General features: G+C 70.5%; 15 protein-coding genes. 3 read left to right on the plus strand and 12 right to left on the minus strand.

The features are described 5' to 3' along the window. Positions 1-46: 46 nt before the first annotated feature. Both ELQ90_RS13895 and ELQ90_RS13900 read right to left on the minus strand, forming a co-directional pair. Positions 47-2,197, minus strand: coding sequence for a DEAD/DEAH box helicase (locus ELQ90_RS13895; protein WP_128495888.1), 2,151 nt, complete (start codon positions 2,195-2,197; stop codon positions 47-49). A 179-nt stretch (positions 2,198-2,376) separates the two neighbouring features. After that, positions 2,377-3,138: an SGNH/GDSL hydrolase family protein gene (locus ELQ90_RS13900; RefSeq protein WP_128495889.1), complete on the minus strand. Its 762-nt coding sequence runs from the start codon at positions 3,136-3,138 to the stop codon at positions 2,377-2,379. Positions 3,139-3,217: 79 nt separating this feature from the next. On the opposite strand from ELQ90_RS13900, the gene ELQ90_RS13905 reads away from it, so the two are divergent. Continuing rightward, the gene (locus ELQ90_RS13905) at positions 3,218-3,562 is read left to right on the plus strand and encodes a DUF3140 domain-containing protein (protein ID WP_128495890.1); all 345 of its coding nucleotides are present in this window, start codon (positions 3,218-3,220) and stop codon (positions 3,560-3,562) included. Between the two features lie 145 nt (positions 3,563-3,707). Here ELQ90_RS13905 and ELQ90_RS13910 read toward each other — a convergent pair whose 3' ends face one another. Continuing rightward, positions 3,708-6,041 carry a heavy metal translocating P-type ATPase gene (locus tag ELQ90_RS13910; protein WP_128495891.1) on the minus strand — a complete coding sequence of 778 codons (2,334 nt, stop codon included), beginning with the start codon at positions 6,039-6,041 and terminating at the stop codon, positions 3,708-3,710. 89 nt (positions 6,042-6,130) lie between these two features. Here ELQ90_RS13910 and mmuM point away from each other — a divergent pair, with 89 nt between their 5' ends. After that, positions 6,131-7,030 carry a homocysteine S-methyltransferase gene (mmuM, locus tag ELQ90_RS13915; protein ID WP_243696190.1) on the plus strand — a complete coding sequence of 300 codons (900 nt, stop codon included), beginning with the start codon at positions 6,131-6,133 and terminating at the stop codon, positions 7,028-7,030. Positions 7,031-7,043: 13 nt separating this feature from the next. On the opposite strand, the gene ELQ90_RS13920 is transcribed toward mmuM, so the two are convergent. The 4 genes from ELQ90_RS13920 to ELQ90_RS13935 are packed head-to-tail and all read right to left on the minus strand — an operon-like array spanning position 7,044 to position 11,404. Beyond that, a complete protein-coding gene (locus tag ELQ90_RS13920; RefSeq protein WP_128495893.1) occupies positions 7,044-7,904 on the minus strand; it encodes an aldehyde dehydrogenase family protein in 861 nt (286 codons plus the stop codon). Then, a complete protein-coding gene (locus ELQ90_RS13925; RefSeq protein ID WP_128495894.1) occupies positions 7,901-9,397 on the minus strand; it encodes an aldehyde dehydrogenase family protein in 1,497 nt (498 codons plus the stop codon). The genes ELQ90_RS13920 and ELQ90_RS13925 overlap by 4 nt, the downstream gene beginning before the upstream one ends. A 19-nt stretch (positions 9,398-9,416) precedes the next feature. Continuing rightward, the gene (deoC, locus tag ELQ90_RS13930) at positions 9,417-10,418 is read right to left on the minus strand and encodes a deoxyribose-phosphate aldolase (RefSeq protein ID WP_128495895.1); all 1,002 of its coding nucleotides are present in this window, start codon (positions 10,416-10,418) and stop codon (positions 9,417-9,419) included. After that, complete coding sequence (locus ELQ90_RS13935) at positions 10,415-11,404, minus strand: sugar-binding transcriptional regulator (RefSeq protein WP_128495896.1); 990 nt, start codon at positions 11,402-11,404, stop codon at positions 10,415-10,417. The genes deoC and ELQ90_RS13935 overlap by 4 nt, the downstream gene beginning before the upstream one ends. 162 nt (positions 11,405-11,566) lie before the next feature. Here ELQ90_RS13935 and ELQ90_RS13940 point away from each other — a divergent pair, with 162 nt between their 5' ends. After that, complete coding sequence (locus ELQ90_RS13940; protein WP_128495897.1) at positions 11,567-12,241, plus strand: maleylpyruvate isomerase family mycothiol-dependent enzyme; 675 nt, start codon at positions 11,567-11,569, stop codon at positions 12,239-12,241. A gap of 12 nt (positions 12,242-12,253) precedes the next feature. On the opposite strand, the gene ELQ90_RS13945 is transcribed toward ELQ90_RS13940, so the two are convergent. The 5 genes from ELQ90_RS13945 to ELQ90_RS13965 are packed head-to-tail and all read right to left on the minus strand — an operon-like array spanning position 12,254 to position 15,507. Then, positions 12,254-13,189 (minus strand): bifunctional riboflavin kinase/FAD synthetase, encoded by a 936-nt coding sequence (locus ELQ90_RS13945; protein WP_128495898.1) that lies wholly within the window; start codon positions 13,187-13,189, stop codon positions 12,254-12,256. Continuing rightward, the gene (locus tag ELQ90_RS13950) at positions 13,186-13,647 is read right to left on the minus strand and encodes a hypothetical protein (protein WP_128495899.1); all 462 of its coding nucleotides are present in this window, start codon (positions 13,645-13,647) and stop codon (positions 13,186-13,188) included. Before ELQ90_RS13950 ends, ELQ90_RS13945 begins: the two co-directional genes overlap by 4 nt. 12 nt (positions 13,648-13,659) lie before the next feature. Further along, a complete protein-coding gene (locus tag ELQ90_RS13955) occupies positions 13,660-14,028 on the minus strand; it encodes a hypothetical protein (RefSeq protein ID WP_128495900.1) in 369 nt (122 codons plus the stop codon). After that, positions 14,025-14,942, minus strand: coding sequence for a tRNA pseudouridine(55) synthase TruB (truB, locus tag ELQ90_RS13960; RefSeq protein ID WP_128495901.1), 918 nt, complete (start codon positions 14,940-14,942; stop codon positions 14,025-14,027). Before truB ends, ELQ90_RS13955 begins: the two co-directional genes overlap by 4 nt. Before the next feature lie 4 nt (positions 14,943-14,946). Then, complete coding sequence (locus ELQ90_RS13965; protein ID WP_128495902.1) at positions 14,947-15,507, minus strand: nucleoside/nucleotide kinase family protein; 561 nt, start codon at positions 15,505-15,507, stop codon at positions 14,947-14,949. Positions 15,508-15,512: the final 5 nt, after the last annotated feature.

A 15,512-nucleotide genomic window follows, 5' to 3' on the forward strand; every position in this document is an offset into this window, starting at 1 on the left:
CGGGCACGCGATCGGAATACCGCCGACCGACGGTGGATCCGCCGACCTAGGCGGCCGCCTCGATCGCCTGCCCGAGCAGGTGGATGAGCGCGTTGAGCTGGACGGAGTCGCTCGAGCCGCGGTCCTGGTCGGAGCCGTCGAGGGCGCGCGCCGCGAGCCCCTGCTTCGAATCGATGAGTTCGGCGATCTTCGTGTCGATCGTGTGGGCGGCGATGATGCGCCACGCCGTCACCGGCTCGTCCTGGCCGATGCGGTGGACACGGTCGATCGCCTGCGTCTGCTCGGCCGCCGTCCACGACAGTTCGGCGAGCACGACGTTCGAGGCCGCCTGCAGGTTGACGCCGACGCCGGCCGCCGTGAGCGAGCAGACCGCGATCGACACCGAGTCGTCGGTGTTGAACGCGTCGATGGCCTGCTGCCTCGCGATCGCCTGCTGGTCGCCTCGGATCGAGACGGTCCCGATGCCGCGCGACTGGAACACGCGCTCGGCCTGGTCCATGACGTCGATGTGCTTGGCGAAGAACACGACCTTGCCGACGGAGCGGGCCAACTGAGCGGTGTAGTCGGCCGCGAGCCCGGCCTTCGCCTGGCCGATCTTGCGGACCATCGTGAAGACGTTCTCCTGCCCGCCGGCGCCCTTCGACTCCTCGAGCTCGGACTGCGCGACCATCCGGAGCAGCTCCGTGGACGGGTCGCGCCAGTCGTCGCCCCGCGCCTCGGCGGCGCGCTGGAAACGTGTGAGCAGTCGGGCGCCGAGCTCGCGCTCCGCGTCGCGGATGGAGCGTCCGAGTTCGTCGTCGAGTTCGACGGGGAGATCGGCCACGCGCTTCGCCGGGAGGTCTGCGGCGACATCGACCTTCCGACGACGCACGATGCCCATGTCGATGACGGCTTCGCGCGCCGCGCGGTAGAAGCCGTGGTCGGCGGGCGTCAACTCGGTGGCGTCGAGCCGCTCCATGAGCTCGGCCGTCGGCTTGTCACCCGAGACCCAGCCGAGGAACTGCCAGATCGCGTTGAAGTCCTCGACGTCGTTGATGAGGGGTGTTCCCGTGAGGGCGAGCATGAGCGGATCCCCGCCCGGCGCGTTCTCCCGGATGCGCTGCGCGAGCGACAGCACGTGCTGCGACCGCTGCGAGTGCAGGTTCTTGATGAAGTGCGCCTCGTCGACGACCATGCCCTTGAACCCGAGCTGACCGAGCCAGCCGAGGTGGCGATCGAGCACTTCGTAGTTGACGATGACGACATCGGCGAAGGCGTCGATGTCGCGGCCGTCGCCGTGGATGACGGTCGCCCGACGCAACGGCGTCCAGCGCTCGACCTCACGGGCCCAGTTCATCTTGACGACGTTCGGCACGATGACGAGCAGCGGGTAGGCATCGGCGACCGAGGCCGCGAGCACGGATTGCGCCGTCTTGCCGAGGCCGGGCTCGTCGGCGAGGAGGAAGCTCCGGTGTCCTTCCCTGACCGCTTCGACGAAGCGGGCCTGGTGCGCCATGATCTCCATGCCGCGCGGGGCGAGCCGATCGATCTCCGGCGCCGCGGGAAGCTCCATCGAGGCCGCTCCGCCTCCGGCGCCCTGCTCGAACGCCTTGTACAGCGGGCTCATGAGTTCCCAACCGTCGAGCCGGCGGCGAGGTGTGGTCGTCTCGACCGCCTTGCTGAAGTCCGGAGCGAGGAACGGGTTCGCGAGCTGACGGGAGACCACGGACTGCGGGAGGACCTGACGCTCCGCGAGCTCCGCGGGGATCATCGAGGGGGCCTCGGCCTTCTGCGTCGAGATGATGAGCTCGTCGGGGCTGAGTTCCGCACCGGATTCGATGAGCCAGTCGCGACGCAAGCGCTGCGCGACGGGGCTCGTGGTCTGGTCCACCTCGAGCAACTGGATGAGCGAGGTGTCCCGAGCGGCCGTCTTCGCGAGGATCGTCGCGACTCCGTCGAGGCGCTTGAGCAGCTCGGCCCGCGCGGCGTCGCCGATGGCCTGGTCGGCTTTGACTCGCGCGCGCTCCTCACGGACGAGGAACGCGATGACCTGGAACTTGACGCGGTTCGTGGGGCCGACTTTGCCCTTTTGAGCCTTCGCCTCGACCTCACGCACCTTGCGCGCGAGGATCGGGATGAGCGGCGCGTCGTCGTCATGGCGAGCCACGGCTCGGCTGGACGATCTTCCCGACGAACGTCGGTGACCGGAGTACGGCATGCTCCTCCTGAGCAGTCGAGGACCCGACGCTGACGGCGCCGGCCTGATCGAGTCGCCCGTGTGTTCCGTCCGATCAACGCGAATGACGCCCGCGGATCGTCGAGCCCCCACGCGGCCGACTCCACCAGTCTACGCCACGGGCCGACCGCCCGGCGCACGCCGTGTGAACGGCGGTCGGCTCACCGTGACGAGGGGATGTCCGTCCAGCTGCCGAACTTGGCGCTGCGACCGTCGCCCGACGACCGGCCCGTGAGCCGGCGCCGGATCCACGGGACGACGTGCTCCCGGTAGTAGGCGAGCTCATCGCGGAACCGCACGGCGGATTCCCCGCCGGGAGCGTCGATCGTCCAGTCCGACGGGTGCTCGTAGCCGAGCGTCGCGAGCACGCGCGCGGCCACCCGATGATGGCCGACCGGGCCGAGATGCAACCGGTCGCGGGACCAGTAGGGCGAGCGGGCGAGCTCGCGGTCCGACCAGTTGTCGGCGAACAGGACACCGTGTTCGGCGGCGAGCGCCGCGACGCTCGCGTTGAGCGCGTCGCCCTTCGCCTCGATGCGGGCCTGCATCGGGAGCCCCGCCGTGGGGTTGGCGCCGCTCAGCAGCACGAGCTGGGCCCCCGATGCCGCGACGCGATCCATGACCTCGGTCATCCGGGCGAGCAGCCTCTGCGGGTCGCTGCGCGGGCGCAGGATGTCGTTGCCGCCTCCGTTGAAGGTCACGAGGGTGGGGCCGAGGGCGAGCGCGGCGGGGAGCTGCTCGCCGATGATGGGCTCGAGGAGCCGACCGCGGATCGCGAGATTGGCGTAGCGGACGCGGGCTCCGGAGGCCGCGAGGCCCTCGGCGACGAGATCGGCCCAACCCCGCACTCCCCCGCCGGGCAGGTCGTCGCCGACCCCTTCCGTGAAGCTGTCTCCGAGCGCGACATACCTGATCTCGTCCATCACCTCAGTCTCGCACCGTCGCCGCTCCGCGCTCCGCAAGGGGCTCGCGGGTGATCCGCGGGGAGGTCAGCATGGAGGCATGAGTGAGAACACGGGAAACGACGCCGACGACATCCGACGCGACTTCCACGACGCCGTGAACATGACGGCGTCCGAGTTGTCCGCCTGGGTCGACACGGACGACTCGAAAGCCGTGGGCCAGAAGAAGGACGGCGGTGGCGAGTCGACGGGTCACGAGAGCGGGCGCCGCATCGTCGAGCTCCTGCGCACGAAGAAGGACGACCTGAGCGACGACGATCTCACGCACATGAAGAAGGTGGCGGGCTACGTGTCGCGGCACCTCGCGCAGCGGCCGTCGGGCGACGTCACCGACACCCCGTGGCGCTACTCCCTCATGAACTGGGGCCACGACCCCGAGAAGTGATCGCGGCCTCTGCGCCCGCCCCGCCCCCGGGTGCCCCAGCACTTCCTTCGTGCACGCGACTTCGCGCACATGAGGAGCGTTCAGGCATAGGCGTGAGGCGTCGGGCGGTCGTGTGCCTCTCGAGGCGGGTTCGTTCCCGCGGCCGTCAGCGGGGACGCGGGGTGAAGCCGCGAAGACGCAGACTGTTGAGCACGACGAAGACGCTCGAGAACGCCATCGCGGCCCCCGCGATCATCGGGTTCAAGAGCCCGAGCGCGGCGAGCGGGATCGCGGCGACGTTGTACGTGAACGCCCAGAACAGGTTGCCCCGGATGATCCCGAGGGTGCGACGCGAGAGGGCGACGGCGTCTGCCGCGCCCGTGAGGCCGTCGCGCACGAGAGTGATGTCCGCGGCGTGCATTGCCGCGTCCGTCCCCCCACCCATCGCCATGCCGAGATCGGCGGCGGCGAGCGCCGCAGCGTCGTTCACTCCGTCGCCCACCATCGCGACGGAGCGGCCCTCCCCCTGCAGCCGACGGATCTCCTCGACTTTGCCCTCGGGCACGACGTCCGAGACGACGCGCGTGATCCCGAGCTCCGCGGCGACGCGACGCGCGACCGCTTCGGCGTCGCCCGTCAGCATGACGGGTTCGAGCCCGAGCCCTCGGAGTGCCGCGATCGCGTCGGGAGTGTCGGGGCGGACGGTGTCGGAGAGCTCGACGACGCCACGGGCTCGACCGCCGATGGCGACGACGACGGCGGTTCGGCCCTCGGCAGCGGATGCGGCGAGCGCACGCGTCGTCTCCTCGTCGAGGTCCACATCGAGGGATTCGATGAACGAGGCGCGTCCGACGGCGACGGCGGTTCCTGCCACGGTCCCCTCGACGCCGAGCCCATCACGCGATCGGAAGTCCCGGACCTCGGTGCGTCGGTCGATCGGGACGGCTGCGGCGATCGCTCGGGCGATGGGGTGCTGCGACGCCGCCTCGAGCGAGGCCGCGAGCCGCAGCACCTCGTCGCGAGCGTTCGCGTCCGACGCGCCCTCCGCTCCGACCGCCACCACGGTCGACACGGCGAGACGGCCGGTCGTGAGCGTGCCGGTCTTGTCGAGCACGATCGTGTCGATGCCCTTCGCGGCCTCGAGCGCGTCGGGCCCGGTGATGAGGATCCCGAGTCGGGCGCCTCGACCCGTCCCCACAAGGAGAGCGACGGGCGTCGCGAGCCCGAGCGCGCACGGGCACGCGATGATGAGAACCGCGACGGCAGCCGTGAACGCCGAGGCGACGGAGCCGTCGAGCACGATCCACGCGATCCATGTGAGGACGGAGAGCCCGATGACAATCGGGACGAAGACCGCGGAGATCCGATCGGCGAGCCGCTGGATCCGGCCCTTCTCGGTCTGGGCGTCCTCGACGAGGCGCGCGATGTGTGCGAGCCGGGTGTCCGTGCCGATCGCCGACGCCCGCACGACGAGTCGGCCGCCGGAGACGATGGTCCCGCCCGTGACGACGTCGCCCGCGACGACGTCGACGGGCACCGATTCCCCCGTGATCATGCTCGCGTCGACCGCAGCCTCGCCGTCGAGCACGGTGCCGTCGGTCGCGATCGTCTCGCCCGGTCGCACGACGAAGACGTCGCCGACGACGAGTTCGTCGATCGGCACGACGACCTCGTCGCGCGTCGGCGCGAGGAGATCGTTCGCGACGCGCGCCCGCTCCCGGATCACCGTGACGTCCCGGGCCCCGAGATCGAGCAGCGAACGCAGCGCGTCTCCCGCCGCCCGCTTCGAGCGGTTCTCGATGACCCGCCCGAGCAGGAGCAGCACCGTGACGCCGGCGGCCACTTCGAGGTAGAGAGCCGACGAGGGGTCCTCGCCCGTCGGCAGCAGGGAGAACTCGTGCCGCATCCCGGGCATGCCCGCCATTCCGAAGAACAGGGCCCACACCGACCAGAGGTAGGCGGCGAACGTGCCCAGGGTGATGAGCGTGTCCATGGTCACGGACCCGTGCCGCAGGGTGACGACGGTCGAGCGGTGGAAGGGGTGGCCGCCCCAGAAGACGACGGGGGTCGCGAGGACGAGGGAGAGCCACTGCCAGTTCGTGAATTGCCACGCCGGCACCATCGCGAGGACGACGACGGGGAGTGCGAGGACGGTGCTCACGAGGAGCCGCGATTGCAGAGTGGCCGCCCCGGTGGCGCCGTCGGGGTGATCCTCGGACGAACCGGCTCCGGAGCCGGCATGCTCGGACCGCGAGCGCTTCGTCGGCGCCTCGACGGTCGCCGTGTACCCCGCTGCTCCGACGGCCGCGACGAGCTGCTCGACCGCGACGGAATCCGGGAAGCTCACTCGTGCCTTCTCGGTGGCGAGATTGACCTGCGCGCTCACGCCGTCGATCCGCTCGAGCCGCTTCTCGACGCGCGCGACACAACTCGCACACGTCATCCCCTCGATCAGGAGGGTCGTCGTCGCGGTACCGGGGTTCGTGCCCATCGTGTCCATGTCGGAGCCAGACTATACCCCCACGGGGTATCTCGTCACCCTCGGTCACGAATCGTCGAGACGGCCGAGGAGCGTCGTACACTGCCGAGGTGACGAGCTTCTCCGACCTGCTCACGGGTCCACCCGTGGTGCTCGACGGCGGGCTCGGGACCCTGCTCGAGAGCCGCGGTCACGACGTGTCGGGACGATTGTGGAGCGCTCGCGTCCTACGCGACGAGCCCGAGGCGATCCTCGGCGCGCACGCCGAGTTCTTCGCCGCCGGCGCGCACGTCGCGACGACCGCTTCGTATCAGGTGTCGCGCGAGGGCTTCGCGCGGGCCGGGTTGCCGGAGGCCGACGCGGACGCCGCCCTCGACGCGAGCGTCCGCGTCGCGCGGGACGCCGCCGACCGGGCGGGTCGAGGCCGCGTCGTCGCGGCCTCGGTCGGCCCGTACGGGGCCATGCTCGCCGACGGCTCGGAGTACCACGGCGACTACGGTCTCTCGGTCGCCGCCCTGACCGACTGGCACCGCCCGCGGATCGACCGGCTGTGGGCAGCCGGACCCGACGTGCTCGCGATCGAGACCATCCCATCGCTCACCGAGGCGGAAGCGATCGTCCGAGCGCTCGACGGAACGGGAGCGCTCGCCTGGTTGAGCGTTACCGTCGCGGATGGGGCACTCCGCTCCGGTGAGTCCCTCGCCGACGTGTTCGCCCTCGCGGATTCCTCTCCGGAGGTTGTCGCGACGGGCGTCAACTGCTGCGCGCCGAGCGAGGTCGCCTCCGCTCTCGAGGCCGTCCGCTGCTCGACGCGGAAGGCGTCGATCGCCTACCCCAACTCCGGCGAGGAGTGGGACGCACTGAACCGGCGGTGGACGGGCGACCCCGCACCGCCCGACGGCCTCGTCTCCGCGTGGATCCGGACGGGCGTCGGTGCGATCGGCGGCTGCTGCCGCGTGGGACCCGAGCAGGTCGGGGCGATAGCCGCCGCCGTGGCCCGGCCGCGCTGACCGCACCGCTTCCCTACCGCAGCGACCGCGTGTGCCAGACCGTCTTCACCTCGGTCCAGGACACGATTCGCTCGAGGCTCGGGGCGACGGCGTCCTCGAGGGGCGACGGACGCATGACGCGCGTCAACGTGTCGACTGCGGCGATCTCCAGATCCACCCAGTCGAGGGCACCGGCACCCGTGAGGTCGATTCCGTCGACGTCGGCGTGGGACGCGAGCCACGGGGCGATCTCCGCCGCCGACCCCGTCAGGACATTGACGACCCCCTTCGGCATGTCGCTCGTCGCGATGACCTCGGCGAGCGACATCGCGGGCAACGGGTGGCGCTCGCTCGCGATCACGACGACGGCGTTGCCGGACACGATCGCCGGGGCCACGACGTTGACGAGACCGAGGAGTGGCGACTCCTGGGGGGCGACGATCGCGACGACGCCCGTGGGCTCCGGCACCGAGAGGTTGAAGTAGGGCCCCGCGACGGGGTTCGACCCACCGACGACCTGGGCGTACTTGTCGGCCCATCCCGCGTACCAGACCCACCGGTCGATCGAGGCGTCGACGGTGTCCCCTGCCTGCTGCGCGCTCACGCCGCGGGCCGCGCGCACTTCCTCCACGAACTGCGCCCGCCGCCCCTCGAGCATCTCGGCGACGCGGTAGAGGATCTGTCCGCGGTTGTACGCCGTCGCACCCGACCAACCGGGAACGGCGCCGCGCGCCGCGACGACGGCGTCGCGCGCATCCTTCCGCGACGCCTTCGCCGCGTTCGCGAGGAAGTCGCCGCCGGGTGACGCGACGGGGTAGGTCCGTCCGGACTCGCTCCGGGGGAAGGCTCCCCCGATGAACAGCTTGTACGTCTTCGCCACTGCGAGCCTCGTCACGTCGTCCGTCCCTTCTTCGGCTTCGTCGCCTGTTCCGTCTGCACGACCGCCGCTCCGGCCGTCGAAGCGAGGTACGCGGCGAGCCCGTGCCGACCACCCTCGCGGCCGTAACCCGACTCCTTGTAGCCGCCGAACGGACTCGCCGGGTCGAAGCGGTTGAACGTGTTCGCCCAGACGACCCCGGCGCGCAGTTCGTTCGCGACCGCGAGGATCTTGCTCCCCTTGTCCGACCAGATGCCGGCGGACAGCCCGTACGGCGTGTTGTTGGCCTTCGAGATGGCCTCGGCCGGCGTCCGGAAGGTGAGCACCGAGAGCACGGGGCCGAAGATCTCGTCGCGCGCGATCCGGTGCGACGTGTCGACGCCCGTGAAGATGGTCGGCGCGAACCAGAAACCGTTCTCGGGCAGGTCGCACGCCGGACTCCACCGCTCGGCACCCTCCTGCTCGCCGATCGCGCTGAGAGCGCGGATGCGTTCGAGCTGCGCCGCCGAGTTGATCGCGCCGATGTCCGTGTTCTTGTCGAGGGGATCGCCGACGCGCAGCGTGGCCATGCGCCTCTTGAGCTTCTCGATGACCTCGTCGTGGACGCTCTCCTGCACGAGGAGCCGGGAGCCGGCGCAGCACACGTGCCCCTGATTGAAGAAGATCCCATTGACGATGCCCTCGACGGCCTGGTCGACCGGGGCGTCGTCGAACACGATGTTCGCCGCCTTGCCGCCGAGCTCGAGGGTCAGCCGCTTCGACGAGCCCGCGACCTGCTTCGCGATCGCTCGCCCCACGGCCGTCGACCCGGTGAACGCGACTTTGTCGACACCCGGGTGGGTCACGAGGGCGCTGCCGGTGTCACCGGCACCCGTGACGATGTTGACGACCCCGGGCGGGAAATCCGCCTGCTGCAGGATCTCGGCGAACAGGAGCGCCGTGAGCGGGGTCGTCTCGGCGGGCTTCAGGACGACGGCGTTGCCGGCGGCGAGCGCCGGTGCGATCTTCCACGCGAGCATGAGCAGCGGGAAGTTCCACGGGATGACCTGTCCGGCGACACCGAGAGGACGGGGCGCGCTCCCGACCCCGGCGTGCTCGAGCTTGTCGGCCCACCCCGCGTAGTAGAAGAACCAGGCGGCGACGAGCGGCACGTCGACGTCACGCGACTCGCGGATCGGCTTGCCGTTGTCGAGGCTCTCGGCGACCGCGAGTTCGCGGGCGCGCTCCTGCACGAGTCGCGCGATCCTGAAGAGGTACTTGCCGCGATCCGACCCGGACAGTCGCGACCACGGCCCCTCGAAAGCACGGCGGGCTGCGGCGACCGCTCGATCGACGTCGGCGGCGGACGCGCTCTGCACGGTCGTGATGTGCTTCTCCGTCGCGGGCGAGATGGTCGCGAACGACCCGCCGTCGCCGTCGACGAACTCGCCGTCGATGAAGAGTCCGTACTCGGACTTGAGGTCGAGGATCGCCGTGGATTCGGGCGCGGGGGCGTAGTCCAGGAAAGTCATGTGCATCCTTCGGTCGGTGTCAGACGACGGTGACGTAGTCGGGGCCCGAGTAGTGGCCGCTCGTGAGTTTCTGCTTCTGCATGAGCACGTCGTCGAGGAGGCTCGACGCTCCGAAGCGGAAGAGGGTCGGGGCGATCCATTCCTCACCGGCCGTCTCCGCGACCGCGACGAGGTACTTGATGGCGTCCTTCGACGTGCGGATGCCCCCGGCGGGTTTGACGCCGATGCGCTGTCCCGTCCCGAGGTGCCAGTCCCGGACGACCTCGAGCATGAGGAGTGTGACGGGGAGTGTCGCCGCGGGCGCGACCTTGCCGGTCGAGGTCTTGATGAAGTCGCCTCCCGCGAGGATCGCGAGCCACGAGGCCTTCCGGACGTTGTCGTACGTGGAGAGCTCACCGGTCTCCAGGATGACCTTGAGGTGAGCGTGACCGCCGTCGCTGCGGCGGCACGCGTTCTTGATCGCGACGATCTCGTCGTAGACCTGCCCGAAGCGCCCCGAGAGGAAGGCGCCGCGGTCGATGACCATGTCGATCTCGTCGGCTCCCGCAGCCACGGCGTCGGCCGTGTCCTGGAGCTTCACGGCGAGCGAGGCCCGACCGCTCGGGAAGGCCGTCGCGACGGCCGCGACGGCGATGTCCCCGCCGGATCCCGCGTGGTGAGCCCCGAGTGCCTCGACGGCGTGGTGCACCATGTCGTTGTAGACGCACACCGCCGCGACGCGTGGCACTGAGGGGTCCGAGGGGTCTGGCGTTATCGCCTTCGACACGAGCGAGCGGACACGCCCCCGCGTGTCGGCTCCCTCGAGCGTCGTGAGGTCGATGAGCGAGAGGACGGCGTCGAGAGCCGCGGCCTTCGATGACGACTTGATCGAGCGGGTCCCGATCGTGGCGGCCCGCTGCTCGAGCCCGACGGCGTCGACGCCGGGGAGGCCGTCGAGGAAGCGGCGCAGCGCCGCGTCCGTCGCGGGGCCGTCGAACGGTCGCGCGAGTGCTCCGTCGGGAGAATGGCTGGTGTCGGTCATATCGCCGTCCTTGTGCGAGCGGTGTGCGGGAGGGGGACCTCGGGAAGGCCGAGGAGGGCGTTCGCCATCGCTTCATCGGTCACGAGGGCTGTGCAGAGCCCGCTCGTCACGATGGCGTGGGCGACGGGTACCTTGTCGACGCCGGAGATGACGGCGATCGCGCGGCGGGCGGAGCGGAGGCGGTCGAGTGGCAGACCCACGGTGCGGGCATCGAGGGCCGGATCGACGATCATGCCGTCGGCGTCGATGTAACGACCCACGACGTCGCCGACGGCACCGCGGCGGATGAGTTCGTCCATGTCGTCGACGTCGAGGTAGCCGCTCTCGATGTGCGCGGAGGACGCCGTGGCCGCCCCCGCACTGTAGAGATAGGTGTCCGCCCCAGCCGCGAGGTCGAGGATCCCCGCGACGGTGCGGTCGGACTCGATGCTGAGTTTCGTCTCGAGTCGCTCGAGAATGGCCGGGCTCGGAAGCAGAGTCGCTCCCCCTCCACTCTTGCGGGCGATCTCGATCGCCGTCGCGGCGGCCGTCCCGGAGCGGCGGTTGACGCTCACACCACCGTTCATCTGGACGATATTGACCCCGGCGGCCCAGCCGTCGCCGAGCGCATTCGCGACGGCGAGGAGCGTCCGCCCCCAACTGATGGCGAGGGTGCGGGGAACGGGCCGCAGAGCGGTCAGGTGATCCGCGGCCGCCGAGGCGACCCGCTCGACGACCTCAGACTCGGCGACGGCATCGCCGACGGGGACCACCACGGCGTCGGCGAGGCCGAATCGCTCGACGAGAGCCCGCTCGAGCCCGAGCCGACGAGCTCGGGGATGGACGATCTCGATGCGGATGAACCCCCGCTGCTTCGCCGACGCGAGGAGCCGGCCGACCTTCCAGCGCGTGAGGCCGAGGATCACGCCGATCTCGTCCTGCGTCTTGTCCTCGTCGTAGTAGAGCTCGGCGGCGCGGACGGAGAGCAGTTCGTCATCGAGGTTCATGACGCCGCTCCCTTCGACTCTGACGGTGGCGCCTCTCACGATAGGCCGGTGGGATGCGCAGGACAACGATCGTTGGCCGATCTGCTCGGATGAGCACAGCGGGGCCGGATCATGCTCACTCGTGGACTCCCGCCCGCGCCGAGCCCGGCGTAGTCTGGCCCGATGGCACGCACATCCCCCGGCGGCGCCGCCCGCGGCCCGCAGATCGCCGACGCCCTCGATTCACTCGCCGACTCGCTCGCGACCCTCACGGACGACGCGTGGGAGACGGAGAGCCTGTGCTCGGGCTGGAGCGTCAAGGACGTCACGGCCCACCTCGCGTGGCGCGTCGGATCTCCGACCACGGAGATGGCTGGCGACATCGTCCGCGCGAGCGTCGAGGGACGACACCTCAACCCCCTCCGCTCGATGGACGACATCGCTCACGGCCGCGCCGCCGGGGTGACGGGCTGGGACCTCGTGGGCGAGCTGAGACTCATCGCCGAGGACAAGCGTGCGGGTCGGGGAAGGACCAATCCGGGCGAGCTCTTCGAGGTCGTCGTGCACGGCTACGACGCCGCGCACGCCGCGGGCGTGCACGTCCCCTTCGCCGCTACGACCACTCATGCTGTCGGCCGTCAGGCCCTCCTCCTGGCCGGTCCGCGCGTACGCTTCGCGACGCGCACGCGCACGCTGCTCGCCGCGGACGACGGCTGGAGCGTCGGCTCCGGTCCCGTCATCGAGGGCACGGCGGAGAGCGTCGTCCTCTATCTCACGGGTCGGCGCGCACCCCGCTCCACGCGTCCCCGCGTCCTGGCACCACTCCCGGCCCGCGCACCGCGGCCGGGCGTCGTCTGACGCCTCGCCCGATCAGGACCGGCCGAGGACCTCGCGCACGCGCTCGACGTCGTTCGTCATCTGCGCGATGAGCGGAGCGATGCCCTCGTAGGCGACCATGCCTCGGATGCGCTCGACGAAACGCACATCGACGGTCTTGCCGTAGAGGTCGATGTCCTCGTCGAGGAGGTACGCCTCGACCTGTCGCTGCGGCACCCCGTCGAAGGTCGGGTTGTTCCCCACGGAGATGGCCGTCGGGTACACGGCGCCGTCGACCTCGAACCACCCGGCGTAGATGCCGTCTGCGGGGATGAGGCCGTCGGAGTCCGGCGACAAATTCGCCGTCGGGAAACCGAGTTCGCGGCCCCGCTTCGCTCCGTGCACGACGACGCCCCGAACGGTCGGGACATGGCCGAGCAGTTCACCGGCGCCCGCGACGTCTCCCGCGGCGAGCAGCGAACGGATGCGCGTCGACGACACGCGGCCGGCCGGTCCGACGAGCACGTCCCCGACCGTGCGAACGATGAAGCCGTGCTCGGTTCCGAGACGCTCGAGGGTCGCGACGTCTCCGGCGCCGCCACGGCCGAAGCGGAAGTCCTCACCGACGAGGACGGAGCGCGCGTGCACCGTGTCGACGAGCACGTGCGAGACGAACTCCTCGGGAGAGAGGTGGGCGAGGGCCTCGTCGAATCGCAGCAGAAGGATCGCATCGACGCCCGTCTCACCGAGGAGGCGCAGCTTCTGCTCGACGCCCGTGAGCGGTTCGGGGCACAACTCGGGACGGAGCAGGGCGAGGGGATGGCGGTCGAAGGTCACGACGACGCTCTTCGCGCCGATCGACCGTGCATCCGCGAGCAGTTCGCCGATGACCGCGCGGTGGCCGGCGTGCACGCCGTCGAACTTGCCGATCGTGACGGCCGATGGGCCGAAGCCCTCCGGGACGTCCTCCGGACCGTTGAAGACGATCATGCGCTGCGCACGTCCTCGGACGCGACCGCGCGGGCGTCGGCGGTCCGGGCACGACGCCCTCGGCGCGTCAGCCAGAGCAACCCCAGGATCGGGAGCACGAGCGGGATGAAGAGATAACCCATGCCGAAGTAGCTCCAGACCGATGCGTGCCCGAAGAGCTCGGGAGCCGCGAGGCTCAGGACGCCGACGACGACCACACCGACGAGCTCGAAACCGATCGTCGCTATCGCGACCCGTCGCCACGTCTCACCCGGGACGACGAGGGCGACGGTCGCGACGATGTACACGACGGCGGCGAGCGCCGAGAGCGAGTAGGCGACGGGGGCTTCGTCGAACTTCGAGACGATCTGGTAGAACGACCGCCCTGTCGCCGCGAGGGCGAGGATCGCGTACACGACGACGAGGACCCGACCGACGCCGGAAGCTGGGCGCGCGGACGGAGAGGTTGACGCGGTCATAGAAGTCCCATTCTATCCGCCCTGGACGAACCAGATCTCGTGCATGCGATAGACCATGACGGCGATCGCGAGGTTCGCGACGCCGAGGATGACCGTCGCCCACTTCGATCGATCGACGAGAGCCCAGAAGCCCGCGCCGACCGGCAGTAGGATCGCGGATCCCAGATAGAGGCCGAATTCGAGCGCATCGCCCGTCGGGGTGTTGCCGGCGGCCGGCGAGACGATCGAGACGACGAGCTGCACGAGGAGGAGGAGTTCCACGAGCGCCGTGGCGCCGAGGGTCAGGTCGCTCGGCCTGCGTCCAGCGAGCCCGACGACAAGGCACAGCAGTCCCGCGACGATCGCGACGGCGACCTGAGCGACGGTGAGCCACTCGATCACGGCGCCTCCGTCGGGAAGTTCACGAGACTGCGCATCCTGCCGCGGTCGACGCGAGCGATGCCGACGAGACGGCCGTCCGGCGCGACGGCCGCGACGGGCACGTCCTCCGGCGGGTTTCCCGTGAGCGTGACGATCTTCCCGTGCCCGAGATCGATCGTCGCCTGCTCATCGAGGTCGATGACGGGGAGTAAGCGCGCGGCTGCGGCAGACGGCGGGAGGAGGACAGCGGCCACCGCCGCGTTCGTGTCGGCACTCTCGCCGAGCTCGTCGAGCGTCGCGGCCTCCGTCACCGTGAACGCGCCGATGCGGGAACGGCGGAGCGCCGTCAGATGGCCGCCGACACCGAGAGCGCCGCCGAGGTCCCGCGCGAGGGCGCGGATGTAGGTCCCGCTCGAACACACGACCCTCACGTCGAGATCGATGGCACCGGCGGACCGTCGCTCCTCGAGCACCTCGAACTCCGACACCGTGACGGGACGCGCGGCGAGGGAGACCTCTTCGCCCGCGCGCACCTTCGCGTAGGAGCGGACCCCATCGACCTTGATCGCGCTCACCGACGACGGCACCTGTTCGATGTCGCCCGTGAGATCGGTGATGCCGTCGCGAATGCGCTCCATCGGAACGGCCGCGAGCACGCCGGGGTCCGCGACGGCCACGACGTCGCCCTCCGCGTCGTCCGTCACCGTCGTACTGCCGAGGCGGATGGTCGCGAGGTACTCCTTGTCGGCGCCCACGATCCACGTCAGCAGGCGGGTCGAGGCTCCGAGGCCGAGGACGAGCAGTCCCGTCGCCATGGGGTCGAGCGTGCCCGCGTGGCCGACCTTCTTCGTCCCGGCGAGTCGCCGGACGCGCGCTACGACGCCGTGACTCGTCATCCCGTCGGGCTTGTCGACGAGCAGGATTCCGTTCGGCATCGCGTCAGCAGCTGTCCGCGAACCGGCGGACGGGTCGCTCGGGGTCGGCGTTGTCGACGATCGCGACGGCACGTGTCCGTGGCCGCACCTCGGCGAGGTAGCGACGCTCGTCGTCGGGAGCGGACTGGCTCGGGACCTCGAGGAACACGGAGTAGTTCCACAGCCCGACGAGTCCGGGGCGGTGGAGGAAGGGACCGGCGACGATCAGCACGGTGTCGGCCGGAGCGGTCTTCTCCTCCACCCCCGCCGTCGCCGACGTTCGGTACGAGGTCTCGCCGCCCGCTCGGAACGGGATGACGAGAGCGCTGCGGAAGGCGGCCTCGTCGAGGAAGTGGGATTCCGCTGACGCCTCGGTGTCCCCCGAGCGGAAGTCGTCGACGTCCGCGCGCTCGGTGGGATGCCCCACCTCGGCGAAGACCGCTGCGAGGTCGTCGGCGAACGCCGTCGTGCCCGCGCCGTCGATGCCGTCGACCGCGACGAGGGGACGCCCGGTCCCGTAGTTGTGCAGGACCTCGTCGCGCAGCTCGCGCAGTACCTCGAGGCGCGGATTCGTGGCGGCGCTCATACGTC

The organism is Labedella phragmitis (assembly GCF_004078635.1).
Classification (GTDB): Bacteria; Actinomycetota; Actinomycetes; order Actinomycetales; family Microbacteriaceae; genus Labedella; species Labedella phragmitis.

Excerpts from the sequence above, each read along its gene's own strand:
- ELQ90_RS13925 (WP_128495894.1), bottom strand. The coding sequence starts at position 9,397 with ATGACTTTCCTGGACTACGCCCCCGCGCCCGAATCCACGGCGATCCTC.
- truB (WP_128495901.1), bottom strand. The coding sequence starts at position 14,942 with ATGCCGAACGGAATCCTGCTCGTCGACAAGCCCGACGGGATGACGAGT.
- ELQ90_RS13905 (WP_128495890.1), top strand. The coding sequence starts at position 3,218 with ATGAGTGAGAACACGGGAAACGACGCCGACGACATCCGACGCGACTTC.
- ELQ90_RS13900 (WP_128495889.1), bottom strand. The coding sequence starts at position 3,138 with ATGGACGAGATCAGGTATGTCGCGCTCGGAGACAGCTTCACGGAAGGG.
- ELQ90_RS13940 (WP_128495897.1), top strand. The coding sequence starts at position 11,567 with ATGGCACGCACATCCCCCGGCGGCGCCGCCCGCGGCCCGCAGATCGCC.
- ELQ90_RS13935 (WP_128495896.1), bottom strand. The coding sequence starts at position 11,404 with ATGAACCTCGATGACGAACTGCTCTCCGTCCGCGCCGCCGAGCTCTAC.
- ELQ90_RS13945 (WP_128495898.1), bottom strand. The coding sequence starts at position 13,189 with ATGATCGTCTTCAACGGTCCGGAGGACGTCCCGGAGGGCTTCGGCCCA.
- ELQ90_RS13965 (WP_128495902.1), bottom strand. The coding sequence starts at position 15,507 with ATGAGCGCCGCCACGAATCCGCGCCTCGAGGTACTGCGCGAGCTGCGC.
- ELQ90_RS13910 (WP_128495891.1), bottom strand. The coding sequence starts at position 6,041 with ATGGACACGATGGGCACGAACCCCGGTACCGCGACGACGACCCTCCTG.
- deoC (WP_128495895.1), bottom strand. The coding sequence starts at position 10,418 with ATGACCGACACCAGCCATTCTCCCGACGGAGCACTCGCGCGACCGTTC.
- ELQ90_RS13895 (WP_128495888.1), bottom strand. The coding sequence starts at position 2,197 with ATGCCGTACTCCGGTCACCGACGTTCGTCGGGAAGATCGTCCAGCCGA.
- ELQ90_RS13950 (WP_128495899.1), bottom strand. The coding sequence starts at position 13,647 with ATGACCGCGTCAACCTCTCCGTCCGCGCGCCCAGCTTCCGGCGTCGGT.